This window comes from Enterobacteriaceae endosymbiont of Donacia marginata, from assembly GCF_012567685.1.
GTDB lineage: Bacteria > Pseudomonadota > Gammaproteobacteria > Enterobacterales > Enterobacteriaceae.
In genome coordinates, this window is the sequence record NZ_CP046184.1 from 446,517 (window position 1) to 462,406 (window position 15,890).

The 15,890-nt window shown below is 19.3% G+C and carries 16 protein-coding genes; 13 read left to right on the forward strand and 3 right to left on the reverse strand.

Translation table 11 applies throughout. The annotated features are described in order from the left end of the window. The first annotated feature begins 14 nt into the window (after positions 1–14). The gene (gyrB, locus tag GJU04_RS02170; protein WP_168893250.1) at positions 15–2,429 is read left to right on the forward strand and encodes a DNA topoisomerase (ATP-hydrolyzing) subunit B; all 2,415 of its coding nucleotides are present in this window, start codon (positions 15–17) and stop codon (positions 2,427–2,429) included. 40 nt (positions 2,430–2,469) lie between these two features. On the opposite strand, the gene rpoZ is transcribed toward gyrB, so the two are convergent. After that, positions 2,470–2,721 (reverse strand): DNA-directed RNA polymerase subunit omega, encoded by a 252-nt coding sequence (gene rpoZ, locus GJU04_RS02175; protein WP_168893251.1) that lies wholly within the window; start codon positions 2,719–2,721, stop codon positions 2,470–2,472. A gap of 155 nt (positions 2,722–2,876) precedes the next feature. Between rpoZ and ppa the strand changes: the two genes are divergently transcribed. The 5 genes from ppa (at position 2,877) to infA (ending at position 8,597) form a co-directional block, all read left to right on the forward strand. Then, positions 2,877–3,419: an inorganic diphosphatase gene (ppa, locus tag GJU04_RS02180; protein ID WP_168893252.1), complete on the forward strand. Its 543-nt coding sequence runs from the start codon at positions 2,877–2,879 to the stop codon at positions 3,417–3,419. A 109-nt stretch (positions 3,420–3,528) separates the two neighbouring features. After that, positions 3,529–4,776 (forward strand): phosphopyruvate hydratase, encoded by a 1,248-nt coding sequence (gene eno, locus GJU04_RS02185; RefSeq protein WP_168893253.1) that lies wholly within the window; start codon positions 3,529–3,531, stop codon positions 4,774–4,776. Between the two features lie 70 nt (positions 4,777–4,846). Continuing rightward, positions 4,847–6,568: an ABC transporter transmembrane domain-containing protein gene (locus GJU04_RS02190; protein WP_168893254.1), complete on the forward strand. Its 1,722-nt coding sequence runs from the start codon at positions 4,847–4,849 to the stop codon at positions 6,566–6,568. Positions 6,569–6,597: 29 nt separating this feature from the next. Then, complete coding sequence (locus GJU04_RS02195; protein ID WP_168893255.1) at positions 6,598–8,343, forward strand: ATP-binding cassette domain-containing protein; 1,746 nt, start codon at positions 6,598–6,600, stop codon at positions 8,341–8,343. Positions 8,344–8,378: 35 nt separating this feature from the next. Beyond that, positions 8,379–8,597 carry a translation initiation factor IF-1 gene (gene infA, locus GJU04_RS02200; protein ID WP_168893256.1) on the forward strand — a complete coding sequence of 73 codons (219 nt, stop codon included), beginning with the start codon at positions 8,379–8,381 and terminating at the stop codon, positions 8,595–8,597. Positions 8,598–8,690: 93 nt separating this feature from the next. On the opposite strand, the gene trxB is transcribed toward infA, so the two are convergent. Further along, positions 8,691–9,656 (reverse strand): thioredoxin-disulfide reductase, encoded by a 966-nt coding sequence (gene trxB, locus GJU04_RS02205; RefSeq protein WP_168893257.1) that lies wholly within the window; start codon positions 9,654–9,656, stop codon positions 8,691–8,693. Between the two features lie 133 nt (positions 9,657–9,789). Between trxB and serS the strand changes: the two genes are divergently transcribed. Further along, positions 9,790–11,073 carry a serine--tRNA ligase gene (gene serS / locus GJU04_RS02210; protein WP_168893258.1) on the forward strand — a complete coding sequence of 428 codons (1,284 nt, stop codon included), beginning with the start codon at positions 9,790–9,792 and terminating at the stop codon, positions 11,071–11,073. A 24-nt stretch (positions 11,074–11,097) separates the two neighbouring features. Here the strand turns inward: serS and argR are convergent, their stop codons facing one another. Further along, the gene (gene argR / locus GJU04_RS02215; protein ID WP_168893259.1) at positions 11,098–11,577 is read right to left on the reverse strand and encodes a transcriptional regulator ArgR; all 480 of its coding nucleotides are present in this window, start codon (positions 11,575–11,577) and stop codon (positions 11,098–11,100) included. 219 nt (positions 11,578–11,796) lie between these two features. Here argR and rplM point away from each other — a divergent pair, with 219 nt between their 5' ends. The 6 genes from rplM to cgtA all read left to right on the forward strand — a co-directional run bounded on the left by rplM (position 11,797) and on the right by cgtA (position 15,796). Then, complete coding sequence (rplM, locus tag GJU04_RS02220) at positions 11,797–12,219, forward strand: 50S ribosomal protein L13 (RefSeq protein WP_168893260.1); 423 nt, start codon at positions 11,797–11,799, stop codon at positions 12,217–12,219. 24 nt (positions 12,220–12,243) lie between these two features. Then, positions 12,244–12,642, forward strand: coding sequence for a 30S ribosomal protein S9 (gene rpsI, locus GJU04_RS02225; RefSeq protein WP_168893261.1), 399 nt, complete (start codon positions 12,244–12,246; stop codon positions 12,640–12,642). Positions 12,643–12,762: 120 nt separating this feature from the next. Further along, complete coding sequence (gene murA, locus GJU04_RS02230; RefSeq protein WP_168893262.1) at positions 12,763–14,019, forward strand: UDP-N-acetylglucosamine 1-carboxyvinyltransferase; 1,257 nt, start codon at positions 12,763–12,765, stop codon at positions 14,017–14,019. 97 nt (positions 14,020–14,116) lie between these two features. Then, a complete protein-coding gene (gene rplU / locus GJU04_RS02235; RefSeq protein WP_168893263.1) occupies positions 14,117–14,434 on the forward strand; it encodes a 50S ribosomal protein L21 in 318 nt (105 codons plus the stop codon). A 10-nt stretch (positions 14,435–14,444) separates the two neighbouring features. Then, a complete protein-coding gene (rpmA, locus tag GJU04_RS02240; RefSeq protein ID WP_168893264.1) occupies positions 14,445–14,702 on the forward strand; it encodes a 50S ribosomal protein L27 in 258 nt (85 codons plus the stop codon). Between the two features lie 74 nt (positions 14,703–14,776). Beyond that, positions 14,777–15,796 (forward strand): Obg family GTPase CgtA, encoded by a 1,020-nt coding sequence (gene cgtA / locus GJU04_RS02245; RefSeq protein WP_168893265.1) that lies wholly within the window; start codon positions 14,777–14,779, stop codon positions 15,794–15,796. Positions 15,797–15,890 lie beyond the last annotated feature (94 nt).

A 15,890-nucleotide genomic window follows, 5' to 3' on the forward strand; every position in this document is an offset into this window, starting at 1 on the left:
AATGAGAGTGAAATTTGACAAATAAATATTATAATGCATCAAGTATTCAAATTTTAAAAGGATTAGATGCAGTAAAAAAAAGACCAGGAATGTATATTGGAAACACAGATGATGGAACAGGATTACATCATATGGTTTTTGAAGTTATAGATAATGCTATTGATGAATCTCTTGCTGGTTATTGTAAAAATATAAATATAATTATTCATAATGATAATTCTATATCTATTATTGATGATGGAAGAGGAATACCAACAGATATACATAAAGAAGCTCAAATTTCAGCAGCTGAAGTAATTATGACTATATTACATTCAGGAGGTAAATTTAATAATAAGTCATATAAATTATCAGGAGGATTACATGGAGTAGGAGTTTCAGTAGTAAATGCTTTATCTAAGAAATTAGAATTAGTAATTAAAAGAAATGGAAAATTATATAAACAATTATATTATTATGGGGTCCCTCAAAATAAATTACAAAATATTGATAGTAGTACTACTACAGGTACTCATATTAGATTTTGGCCTAATTATAATATTTTTAAAAATATTCAATCTTTTAATTATAAAATTTTATCTAAAAGATTAAGAGAATTATCATTTTTAAATTCAGGATTATTTATTTCAATAAATGATAGAAGAAATAATAAATTTAAATCATTTCAATATCATGGGGGTATAAAAGAATTTATTAAATATTTAAATAAAAATCAGAATATTATTCATAATAATATTTTTTATTGTTATAAAAAAAATAAAAAGATAAATATAGAAATTGCTATGCAATGGAATGATTCTTTTAAAGAAAAAATATATTGTTTTACAAATAATATTCCTCAAGAAAATGGCGGTACTCATTTATCTGGATTAAAAACAGCTATAACACGTACAATTAACTTGTATATAGATAAAGAAAAATATAATAAAAAAAAAAAACATATTCACATTACAGGTGAAGATACTAGAGAAGGATTAATCGCTCTTATATCTATTCAGATTTCAAATCCTAAATTTTCTTCTCAAACTAAAGATAAATTAATTTCATCAGAAATAAAATCTTTAGTAGAATGTTATGTTAATCAACAATTAATGTTTTTTTTATTAGAAAATCCTAATGATTCAAAAAAAATAATAGAAAAAATTATATATGCAGCAAAAATCAGAGATGTAACAAGAAAAACAAAAGAAATAATAAAGAATCAAAACACTTTTAGTATATCTAGATTGCCAGGTAAATTATCTGATTGTCAAGAAAATAACCCAAAATTATCTGAAATCTATTTAGTAGAAGGAGATTCGGCTGGAGGATCAGCAAAACAAGGAAGAAATAGAAAAAATCAAGCAGTATTGCCATTAAAAGGTAAAATTCTTAATGTAGAAAAAGCTGGATTTAATAAGATCATATCTTCACAAGAAATTATTACATTAATTACTGCTTTAGGTTGTTATATTAATAAAAATGAATATAGTATAGATAAATTAAGATATCATAATATTATTATTATGACAGATGCAGATGTAGATGGCGCGCATATTCGTACTTTATTATTAACATTTTTTTATCGTCAAATACCTCAAATAATAGAAAAAGGATATGTATATATTGCACAACCTCCATTATATAGAATTAAAAAAGGAAATAAAAAATTATATATTAAAAATAATGAAGAAATGGAAATTTTTACATTTAATATAGCTTTTAATAAAGCTATATTTTTTTTTAAAAATTCACAAAAAATTTTATCTGATAAAAAATTATTAATATTAGTGAATAAATATAATTATATTAAAAAAATTATAAAATTTTCACAATATATTTTTTCCGATAAAATATTATTTGCATTATTATATAATTCAAAATTAGAAAAATTAAATGATTATAATAATGTAAATTTATGGTTAAATAATTTATTATTATTTTTAAATAAAAAATATATTAATATTAATTTTACAGGAAATATAAATAAAAATATAAAACAAAATATTTTTGAACCAATAGTTTATGAAAATAAATATGGTAATATAGATAAATATTTATTAAATTATGATTTTTTTATTAGTAATGAATATAAAAAAATATGTTTATTAGGAAAAAAATTACTCTCTTTAAAAGAGAGAAAAATTTTTCGTGTAGAAAAAGGAGAAAAGTATAAAAATATTAATTCTTTTGAAGAAGGTATTGAATGGTTATTAAAAGAATGTAAAAAAAGGTTTACTATACAAAGATATAAAGGATTAGGTGAAATGAATCCAACCCAATTATGGGAAACAACTATGAATCCTTTAACTCGTAATATGTTACAAGTAACAATTAAAGATGCAAAAAAAGCAGATAAATTATTTTCAACTCTTATGGGAGATCAAGTAGAACCTAGAAGGTTATTTATAAAAAATAATGCATTAAAAGCCATTAATATTGATATTTAAAATAATTTTTATAAAAAAATAGTTATTTTTTTATAAAAAATTAGTAATTATCTAAATCAATAGATTGAAATTTTTTATCTATGTTTTTTTCATAATTATCTATAGTTTTTTTATTTATTAAACCTTGTTCAATTTCTCGTAATGCTAAAATAGTTGTTTTATCATTTTTTTCTGATAATAAAGGAATTTTACCTCTAATTTGAATTTGTCTAGCTCTTTTAGCCGCAATTATAACTAAATCAAATCGATTACCTATTTTTTTAACAGCTTTTTCTACAGTAACTCTTGCCATAAAAAATATACCATTTTTATATTAAAATAAATAAATTAATTTATTAATTTTATTTAAATAATAATAGTATTATACATATTAATTATAATATCATATATTTTAAAATTATAATATTTTATATAAAATATATTTTTTATATGAAAGGAAATTATTATATGAATTTAAATTGTGTGCCTTCTGGAGAAAATATTCCTAATGATATTAATGTTATTATTGAAATATCTTCTAATTCTAATCCAATAAAATACGAAATTAATAAAAAATATGGAATATTATTTGTAGATCGTTTTATTAATATACCTATATTTTATCCATGTAATTATGGATATATAAATAATACATTATCATTAGATGGTGATTGTTTAGATGTAATGGTAATAACAAAATATCAAATTATGCCAGGATCTGTAATTAGATGTCGTCCTATAGGTTTATTAAATATGATAGATGAATCTGGAGATGATAAAAAAATAATTGCAGTCCCACATGATAAAATTTCTCAAGAATATACTTTTATTAAAAGTATAAAAGATTTATCTATTTTTTTACAAAAACAAATTATATATTTTTTTAAACATTATAAAGATTTAGAACAAAATAAATGGTGTAAAGTAAATGATTGGGGAAATGTTGCCCAAGCAGAAAATGAGATTTTACTTTCTATTAAAAGATTTAAAACAAAAAATGATAATTATTAATATTTTAATTAATTTAATTAAAAAAATAATTTTTAAAATTTTAATATATTTTTTATAAAAAATTTTAGTAAAATATTATCTACAGTCTAAATTTTATTAAAGGAAAAAAATGTCTAAAATAAAAAAAATAATAGGTAGAGAAATTCTTGATTCTAGAGGTTATCCAACTATTGAAGCAGAAGTTCATTTAAACAATAACATAATTGGAAGTGCATCTGTACCCTCTGGAGCATCTACAGGATCTAAAGAAGCAATTGAATTGCGTGATGGAGATAAAAAAAGATTTTTAGGAAAAGGAGTTTTAAAATCAGTTAAAATAATTAATAATATTTTTAGTAAATATTTAATTAATCAAAATTCATTAGATCAAGAAAATATTGATAAAATTATGATTAATTTAGATAATACTGAAAATAAATCTAATTTTGGAGCTAACACTATTTTAGCAGTTTCACTTGCTAATGCTAGAGCGGCGGCTCTATATAAAAAAATACCATTATTTCAATATATTAGTGATATTAATAATACAAAAGAAAAATTTTTTATGCCATTACCCATGATTAATATTATTAATGGCGGAAAACATGCTGATAATAATTTAGATATACAAGAATTTATGATACAACCTATTAGTGCAAAAAATATAAAAGAAGCTATACGTTATGGTGCTGAAATATTTCATCATTTATCATTAGTACTTAAAGAAAAAAAATTAATTACTTCAGTTGGAGATGAAGGAGGATATGCTCCAAATTTAAATAATAATAGCGAAGCCTTTGATATGATATCAAAGGCAGTTTACAATGCAGGATTTATTCTAGGTAAAGATATTACCTTTGCTATTGATTGTGCTGCTTCAGAATTATTTTATAATAAAAAATATCACTTAGAAGGTGAAAAAATAAATCTTTCTTCAAAAGAATTTACAAATTTTTTATCTAATCTAGTTAAGAAATATCCTATTACTTCAATAGAAGATGGATTAGATGAATCTGATTGGGATGGATTTATATATCAAACAAAAATATTAGGTAGTAAAATTCAATTAGTAGGAGATGATTTATTTGTTACAAATCAAAAATATTTAAAAAAAGGAATTAAATATAAAGTAGCTAATGCAATTTTAATAAAATTAAATCAAATAGGTTCTCTTACAGAAACATTATCTACTATTAAAATAGCTAAAAAAGCAGGATATAAAATTATTATTTCACATAGATCTGGAGAGACAGAAGACACCTTTATTTCAGATTTAGCTGTAGGGACAAATGCTGATCAAATTAAAACTGGTTCTATGAGTCGTTCTGATAGAAATGCAAAATATAATCAATTAATTAGAATTGAAGAAAAATTATAAAAAATTTATTACTATGTTGTATATTTTTTCAACATAGTAAAATTATTATTTAAATAAATTTTAATTTAAAATGAAAATATATACAGAAGAAAAAATAATTTTTTGGTTAAAAAAACAAAGTTTTTTTGCTAAAAATCTATTAATAATTTCTTATTTGTTAAATTTTATTAATATATGTTTATTAATAATACAAAATTGGATATTATCTAAACAAATACAAACTTTTTTTTTTAAAGAAAATAAAAATAAAATTTTTCATTATTATATAATATTATTTTTATGTTTTATTATAAAAATATTTATAACTATTTTAATAAATAAAATAAATTTTTATTATAGTGAAATAATAAAAGTTTCTATTAGGAAAAAAGTTTTAAATAAATTAACATCTAGATATTATGAAAGATTAAAAAATCAAACAACTGGCTCTGATATATCATTAATTATAAATCAAGTAGAAAATTTACAAGATTATTATAATGAATATATACCTCAATTTTTTAGGATAAAAATATCATCATTAATAATTTTAATTACTATATTTTTTATTAGTTGGATTATAGATTTAATTATAATTATTATTAGTATAATAATTATTTTTTTTATAATTTTAATTGGGAAAAAAACTACACAAAAAAATAAAAAAAATTTTAAAATTTTATCACTTTTAAATGGATTATTTTTTGATAGACTAAAAGGTATAGAAACTATTAGATTATTTAATCTTCGTAAAATAGAAATAAAAAAAATTTCTTTTTATATTGAACAATATAGAAAAAAAAATATTGAGATATTAAAAATTATTTTTTTAACTTCAGCTATCTTAGAATTTTTTTCTTCTGTTTCTTTAGCTTTTATTATTATGTATTTTAGTTTTACATATTTACATATAATAAATTTTGGTTTTTATAATAAAAATATTAAAATATTACATAGTTTTTTTATATTGATGTTAATTTCTGAATATTTTCAAAATTTTAGTAATTTAGGAAAATTATATCATATTAAATCTAAAGCTATCGGAGCAGCTGATAATATTATAAAATTATTAAATAATAAAATTTATATTTTAAAAAAAAAAGAAGAATTTTTTTTAAAAAATAGCAATAAATTAGAAATAATAGCAAAAAATTTAATAATTAAAAATAAAAAAGGGAATATATTAATAGGACCTATATCTTTTAAGATATTTTCTGGACAAAATATAGTTATTATTGGTGCTAATGGATGTGGGAAAACAACATTATTTAATGTTCTTTTAGGTCTTTTACCATATCATGGATCATTAAAAATTAATAATATTGAATTTAAAAATATAAATTTATATAGTTGGTATGAAAAAATATCATATGTTAAACAAAATCCTAAATTACCTGCTATAACAATTAGAAAAAATTTATTTTTTAATAAAAATATAAATATTTCTAAAATAGAAAAAATTATTAAAGAAATTGGTATAATAGATTTTTTAAAAAAATTACCTCATGGGATAGATACTTCTTTATATAAAGAAGATATATATTTATCAGTTGGACAATTACAAAGAATAGCTATTGCTAGAGCTTTAATTAAAGATCATTTAATATTATTATTAGATGAACCAATATCTAATATTGATATTAAAAGTCAATATGATATTATTAAATCAATAAAAAAAAATAATTCATCTTTTAAAATTAGTATAACAATTACACATAAAATATATCAAATAAATTATTATAATGTAATATGGTATATGGAAAATGGTAAAATTGTTAAAAAACATATTTTAAAAATAAAAAAAAACAAATAATTTTTTTTTTAAAAAAAGAGTTTTTTAAAATGTTTTATGTATTTTATTTTTTAAAAAATTATAAAGGTTATATTAAAAAAATTTTTTTGGGAATTTTTTTATCTATAATAAATAATTTAATGAATTTGTTTTTATCTATAATTTCTGGATATTTATTAACTTATACTTTTTTATTAAGTATGAAAGATAATCTAATTGATTATAATTATATTATCCCTTCAACTATTATTCGATTAATTTCAGTAATAAAAATTATTACTAAATATTTTGAAAAAATAATTCAACATAATAATACTTTATATTTTTTAAAAAAATTAAGAATTCTTCTTTTAAAAAAGATATTTCCTTTATATCCATCTAATTTAATTTCTATTCATAATATTGAAATATTAAATATATTAATTTCAGATATTGAAATATTAGATTTTTTATATTTACAAATAATTACACCTTTTTTAATTATTATAATTATAATTTTACTAGTTTTAATTTATCTAAGTATATTTAATACATTTTTTTTTATAATTTTATTTATTAATATATTAATATTAACTATATTTTACCTTTTTTATTTTTATAAAAAAGGTAAAATAATAGGAGAAAAAAATATAAATATAAAAAAAAAATATTATTATTTAATAAATAATTTTTTATCATATTATACAGAATATAAAATATTTGAAGGTATAAAATATATATCTAATAGAATTAATATTCTAGAATTAAAATTACAAAAAATACAACTCATAAAAAATAATAATAATATTTATTCACAATTATTAATGAATATTATTACTGATATAAACATAATAATAATATTATTATATACTCATATATATTTTAATAATATAAAATTACAATATAAAATAATATTATTTTTATTATTTTTAATAACATTTTCAAAAATATTATTTCCTTTAAATAATATTTTTCAAAATATTCATGAAATATTTTTTTCAGCTAAAAAAATTTTTAATATTATAAAAAAAAAACCAATTATTACTTTTATAAATAAAGAAAAAATTAATAAAAATTATTATCTAAAATTAGATATAAAAAATCTATCTTTTTACTATAAAAAAAACTATCCATATATATTAAAAAATATATCTTTACATATAAAAAAAAAACAAAAAATAGCTATTACTGGGCATAATGGTTGTGGAAAAACAACATTATTTATGTTATTAACTAGAGCGTGGGATCCAATAAAGGGAGCAATTTATTTAAATGAATGTGATTTGAATAAATGGAATTTATCTTCATTAAGAACCAGTATAAGTGTTTTACCTCAAAAAATATATTTATTTAGTGATACATTAAAAAATAATATTTTATTAAATAATCAAAATAATATCAACATTAGTAATGAATATTTAATAAAAATTTTAAAATTAGTTGGTTTAAAAAAATTACTAGATAAAAAAAATAATTTGGATATATGGATGGGAGAGGGAGGAAGAACACTTTCAGGAGGTGAATTAAAAAAATTAGGAATAGCAAGAATTATATTTCATAATGGGGATTTAATTTTATTAGATGAACTTACAGAAGGATTAGATGCGATTTCATCTACTAAAATTATTAATTTAATTTTATCAATTTTTCAAAAAAAAATAATTATATTTATTACACATAATATTGAGATTATGAAAAAAATGGATTGTATTTATTTTATGGATAATGGATTTTTAGTTGAAAAAGGGAAGTATGACTATTTAATAAATAAAAAAGGATATTATTGGAATTATATAAAAAATAATATAAAATTATAATTATAATATTTTATTTATTTATATAAGGTATAGTAATGTCAAAAGAGGAAAATATAGAAATGCAAGGTGTTGTATTAAATACATTACCAAATACTATTTTTCATGTAAAATTAGAAAATGGACATATAATAACAGCACATATATCTGGTAAAATGAGAAAAAATTATATTCGTATATTAACAGGAGATAAAGTTACTGTAGAATTAACACCATATGATTTACAAAAAGGTAGAATTATTTTTCGTAGTCGTTAATAATTTTAATTAATTTAAATAAAATAATTATTTTTTTTACTAATTTATTATTTAGTTATGATTATTGATCTTTTTTAAAGAATTAATTATTTATTAGTAATTTTTATTCAAAAACTTTTGTGCATCTAATGCAGCCATACATCCTGTAGCTGATGATGTAATAGCTTGTCTATAAGTATTATCCATAACATCACCAGCAGCAAAAATTCCAGGGATATTTGTTTCTGTAAAACAAGAATTATTTAATTTATCTCTATTAGTAATAATATAACCGTTTTTATCTAATTTTAATATTTCTTTAAATAAAACACTATTAGGGATAGTACCAATTAATATAAATATACCATATAATGGTAGTATTTTAACATTTTTATTAGATAAAGAATAAATTTTTATACCTGTTACTCCAATATTATTTCCTAATATTTCCTTAACTATATAAGGAGTATGTAATACTATTTTATTATTTTTTATTAATATTTTTAATTTTTTAAGTAATATTTTTTCAGCAGTAAAATTATTTTTTCTATGAATTAAGTGTACTTTAGAAGCAATTTCTCCTAAATATAATGCTTCTTCTATTGCAGAATTACCTCCTCCTATGATAGCTACTACTTTATCACGATAAAAAAAACCATCACAAACAGCACATGAAGAAACTCCTTTACCTATAAATTTTTTTTCAGAATCTAAACCTAAAAATTTTGGATAAGACCCAGTAGCAATAATTATACTGTTACAAATATATCTAAATAAATTACCTTCTACAATAAAAGGTGATTTATCAAAATTAATAATTTTTATTATCGTATCATTTATAATACTAGTATTAAAATATAAAGCATGATTATATAATTGATCCATTAATTTTTTTCCAGTTATATTTGGAAAATTTCCCGGCCAATTTTCTATATTAAATGTTTTTGTTAATTGTCCTCCAATATGATTACCTGTTACTATAATAGGATGTAAATTAGCTCTTGCAGCATATATTGCTGCTGTATAACCAGCAGGACCAGATCCTAAAATAAGGAGTTTTGTTTTTTTTAAATTTTTCATATAATAAACTTATTATTTTAATATTTAAAATATCAAAATTAAATACTAATATTTAATTTTTTAAAAATTAAAATTTATATAAAATAAATTTACATTATATAATATATTTTTTATTTAATATAGAGGGAAAATTATGTTAGACGTAAAATTATTACGTAATAATATTGATTATGTATATTCAATTTTAAAAAAAAAAAATTTTTTTTTAGATATTAATACAATAAATCAATTAGAAAAAAAACGTAAAGATATACAAATAAGAATAGAAAAATTACAAATTAAAAAAAATCAAATATCTAAAATTTTATCAAAAAAAAATATTAACAATATATTTGAATTAAAGAAAAAAGTAATTAACATTAATAAAAAAATTTTAAAAGAAAAAATTATATTTAATGATATAAAAAAAAATATAAATAATATTTATACTTCAATACCTAATTTACCATTAAATGATGTACCTTTAGGAAAAAATTCAAAAGGAAATAAAGAAATAAAAAAATGGGGGGAAAAAAATAAATATAATTTTACTATACGCGATCATGTAGAATTAGGTTATTTAAATAAAGGTATTGATTTAGAAGCAGGAGTTAACTTAAGTGGTTCAAAATTTTTTGTATTAAAAGGATTAATTGCTTATTTATATAGAATACTTATTCAATTTATGTTAAATACTCACATTATTAACCATAACTATACAGAAGTTTATGTCCCTTATATAGTAAATAAAAGAGCTTTATATGGTACTGGACAATTGCCTAAATTTAGTAAAGATCTTTTACATATAAAAAATTTTAAAAATTCTGATATATGTGAAGAATTTTTAATTCCTACTGCCGAAGTGCCTTTAACAAATTTAGTATATAATAAAATTATTGAAGAAAAAAATTTACCAATTAAATTAGTTGCTCATAGTCCATGTTTTAGATCGGAAGTTGGTTCATATGGTAAATATAATAAAGGATTAATACGTACACATCAGTTTGATAAAGTAGAATTAGTACAATTAGTTAAACCTAAAAATTCTATTATCGCTTTAGAGCAAATTACTGATCATGCAGAAAAAATATTACAATTATTAAAATTACCATATAGAAAAGTATTATTATGTACAGGAGATATGAGTTTTGCATCAAGTAAAACTTATGATTTAGAAGTATGGTTTCCTTCAAAAAATAAATATTATGAAATTTCTTCATGTTCTAATATGTGGGATTTTCAATCTAGAAGAATAAAAGCAAGATATAGAAGAATAACAGATAAAAAAATTGAATTTATACATACTTTAAACGGTTCTGGATTAGCAATTGGTAGAACATTAGCTGCAATTATGGAAAATTATCAACTTAAAAATGGAAATATTAAAATACCTAAAATTTTAAGGACATATATGAATGGATTAAAATATATAAGATAAAATTTTTTATAAATCTTATTTATATTAAAATTTTTGTTCAAATAAATTTTGTATAGAATTATATAAATGAATAGTTTTAAATAAACGAGTAGGTACTACAAAAATAGTATCATCACCAGCAATTGTACCTAATATCCCCTCTGATTTACCTAAAGAATCTAATAATCTAGCTATTAATTGAGCAGCTCCAGGACTAGTGTGAATAATAATTAAAATATCATTATAATCAATATCTAATACTAAATTTTTTAATGGACTAGTTGTATTTGGCACTCCTAATTCTAAAGGAAAACAATATACCATTTCCATTTTAGTATTTCTAATTCTTACAGCTCCAAATTTTGTTAACATTCTAGATACTTTAGATTGATTTATATTATTAAACCCTTCTTCTTGTAAAGCACGTACAATTTCTATTTGTGTACTAAATTTTTCTTGTTTTATTAAATTTTTAAATATTTTAATTAAATTAGCTTCTTTTTTTTTTGTAGAGATTAGATTCATAAAATCACCAAAAAAATAAAATAAAAATATTATTTATTTAAAATAAAGATTTTATTTTAAATATAATTCAATGTGTAATATTAAAATAAAAAAGACTAATTGCATTTATAATATAACTATATTATCATATTTTTAATAAAAATTTATATTTTTTTATAAAAAAATTAAAAATAAATAAATTACATAATTTTATTACTTAATCATATTTTGGATATATATATGAGTATTTTATTAAAAAAAAAAATTCATCGTCAATGGCATCTTGTAAATGCAAAAAATAAAATTTTAGGAAGATTATCAAGTATAATTGCATATTATTTAATGGGAAAACATAAAATTTCTTATTTGCCTTATACTGATATAGGCGACTATATTATAATTATAAATGCTAATAAAATTAAAATTACAGGAAATAAAAAAAAAAATAAATTTTATTTTAATCATAGTGGTTATTCTGGAGGATTAAAAAAAATTTCATTTGAAAAATTAATTAAAAAAAATCCTTGTAAAATAATTCAACATTCTGTTAAAGGAATGTTACCTAAAAATAAAATAGGAATCTTAATGTTAAAGAGATTAAAAATTTATTCTAGCTCAACACATAAACATATGGCACAAAAACAAAGTATTTTAAATATTTAATCATATTATTAAGGATATAAATTAATGAAAAAAACTAATTATGATTATAATGCAACAGGAAGAAGAAAAAGTTCTTCTTCTAGAGTATTTATTAAAAAAGGAAATGGTAATATTTTAATTAATAAAAAAAGCATAAATATTTTTTTTTCTAGAAAAACATATCATTTTATGATAATGAAACCTTTAGAATTAATAAAAATGAATAATAAATTAGATTTATATATTACTGTAAAAGGGGGTGGTACTTCAGGACAAGCAGGGGCTATTAGACATGGGATTACAAGAGCATTAATAAAATACGATAATTTTTTCAGAAAAGATTTAAAAAAAGCAGGATTTGTAACACGTGATGATCGCAAAGTAGAACGTAAAAAAGTAGGTTTTAAAAAAGCTAGACGTAGTCCTCAATTTTCTAAACGTTAAAATTAAATTTTATTGGTTAATTTTTTACAAAATTAATTAAAAAGATTATTTATCTTAAAAATTTATAAAATATTAAAATTTATTATATTTTAAAATTTTATTAGTATTTCAGAGTAAAAAATGGGTAAATTTATAATAAAAGGTCCAGTGAAACTAAAAGGAGAGATTAATATTTCTGGATCTAAAAACGCAGCTTTACCAATTTTATTTGCATCACTTTTAATAAAAGAAGTAATCGAAATTAAAAATATTCCTAAATTAAAAGATATAGATATAGTGATAAAATTATTTTTACATTTAGGAGTAAAAATTAAAAATGGTAAATCATTAATAATTAATGCAAGTAATTTACATACTGATTTTAATTTTCCACAAAATTTAATAAAATCAATTAGAGCTTCTATTTGGTTAGTAAGTCCTTTATTAGTACGTTTAAAAAAAATACACATGTCTTTACCAGGAGGTTGTTCTATTGGTATGAGACCTATTGATTTACATATTAAATATTTACAAAAATTAGGTGCTAATATTTATATAAAAAATAATTGCATTATTGCTTCTATAGATAAAAAATTTAAAGGGTCTCATATTATAATGGAAAAAAATAGTGTAGGAGCTACTATTAGTATTATTTTAGCTGCAATTTATGCTAAAAATATAACTATTATAGATAATGCAGCAAAAGAACCGGAAATAAAAGATTTAATAAATTTTTTAAATATTATGGGAGCTAAGATTAAAGGAGCAGGAACTAAGAAAATAATAATTCAAGGTGTCTTAAAACTAAAAGGAGGTATTTATACAATTATGGATGATAGAATAGAAACAGGGACTTTTTTAATAGCAGCTGCAATATCAAAAGGATATATTATATGTAAAAATACTAATCCTAAAAATTTAAAAATAGTTCTAAAAAAATTAGAATATACAGGAGCAGAAATTAAAACAGGTAAAAATTGGTGTAGTATTAATATGAATAATAAAAGACCTAAAGCTGTTAATATTATAACTGGACCATATCCTAATTTTCCTACAGATATGCAACCCCAATTTACTTTATTAAATTGTATATCCTCAGGATATAGTATAGTACAAGAAACTATTTTTGAAAACCGTTTTTTATATATACATCAATTGAATAAAATGGGGGCAAAAATTCTTATAGATAATAATAAAGTATTTTGTCAAGGAGTTACATCACTTTATAGTTCAACTATGAAAGCTACAGATTTAAGAGCATCAATTAGTTTAGTTTTAGCTGCATGTATTGCAACTGGGATCACTACTATTGATAATATTGATTATATTGATAGAGGATATGAAAATATAGAAAAAAAATTAATTTCTTTAGGTGCAAAAATTAAAAGAATAAAATAAAAAGATTAATTACATAAAAATTATTAAATAATTAAAATTAAATTATATTTTTTATATAATTAATTATTTTTAAAATATTTTATGAGGATAATAATAAATGTATGCTGTTTTTGATAGTTGTGGGAAACAATATAAAGTTGTTCAGGGTCAAACTATTAAAGTAGAAAAAATGATAGGTAATATTGGAGATAAAATTGAATTTAAAAATGTTTTAATAATATATGATAAAAATCAAATTAATATAGGTAATCCTATTATTCCTGGAGCTAAAATAATAGCGCAATTAATTTTACATGGTAAAAATAAAAAAATTAAAATAATTAAATTTCGTCGAAGAAAACATTATCGAAAAACACAAGGACATCGTCAATTATTTACTGATATAAAAATTCTTAAAATTCAATATTTAATATAGGAAAATATTTATGGCACATAAAAAAGCTGGAGGTTCTTCTAGAAATGGTAGAGATTCCCATTCTAAAAGATTAGGAATTAAATGTTTTGGAGGTGAAAAAGTAAAACCAGGATATATTTTAATAAGACAAAGAGGGACTAAATTTCATGCTGGAGATAATGTAGGATGTGGTAAAGATCATACTTTATTTTCTAAAATACATGGAACTGTTAAATTTACTAATAAAGGGATAAAAAAAAAAAAATATATTAATATTATGATTATTTAATTTCAAATTCTAATTAATAAAAAATAACTAATTTTTAATTAATAAAATATTTTTTTTTATAAAATGGAGTTATAATGAAATTTTTTGATGAAGCTATTATATATATTAAGGCAGGTAAAGGAGGTAATGGATGTATTAGTTTCCATCATGCAAAATTTATCCCTAAGGGGGGGCCTGATGGCGGTAATGGAGGAAAAGGGGGAGATATATATTTTATATCTGACAATAATATTAATAACTTAAATAATTTTCATCGTAAAAATAATTATATATCCCAAGATGGATTTAAAGGCCAAAATTATCAATGTACAGGGAAAAATGGTAAAAATTTATTTATTCGTGTGCCGATAGGCACAAATATTATTGATATAAAAAAAAATATAATTATTATTTCATTAAAAAAAAATAAACAAGTTTTTTTAGCAGCAAAAGGAGGTAATGGAGGATTAGGGAATATTAATTTTAAATCTTCTATAAATAGAACTCCATATAAAAGAACTGAAGGTGTCTTAGGAGAAAAAAAAAAAATAAAATTAGAATTTATTATAAAAGCTGATGTAAGTGTATTAGGTTTACCTAATTCAGGGAAATCAACATTTATAGAAAAAATATCTTCGGCTAAAACTAAAACTGGGGATTATTTTTTTACAACTACAAAACCTATTTTAGGAATTATTAAAAATAAATTAAATAATTCTTTTATTTCTATATTAGATGTTCCTAGTATTATTAATAAATCTTCTCTTGGGAAAGGTTTAGGATTAAGTTTTATTAAGCATTTTAAATATTGTAATTTATTATTACATTTTATAGATGTATCTTTAATTAACATTAAAAATAATTTGTCTCTATCTAATATTATAAATATTATTAATTATGAAATTAAAAAATATGATAAAAAAATTCTTTTAAAAGAACAATGGCTTATTTTAAACAAAATTGATTTATTATATAATAAAGATGATTTAATTTATTACAGTAAAAAAATTTTAAAAGAATATAAATTTATAAGTAAATTTTATTTTATTTCGTCTAAAAAAAATATTGGGATAAAAAAATTATCTTTAGATCTTTTAAAATATTTAAATAAATAAAAAAATTATAATATAAAATTATTTTAATAAAAAAATTATATTGTTTTATTCCAAAATTATATTAAATTAAATTTTATTTAATTTGGATTTTAAA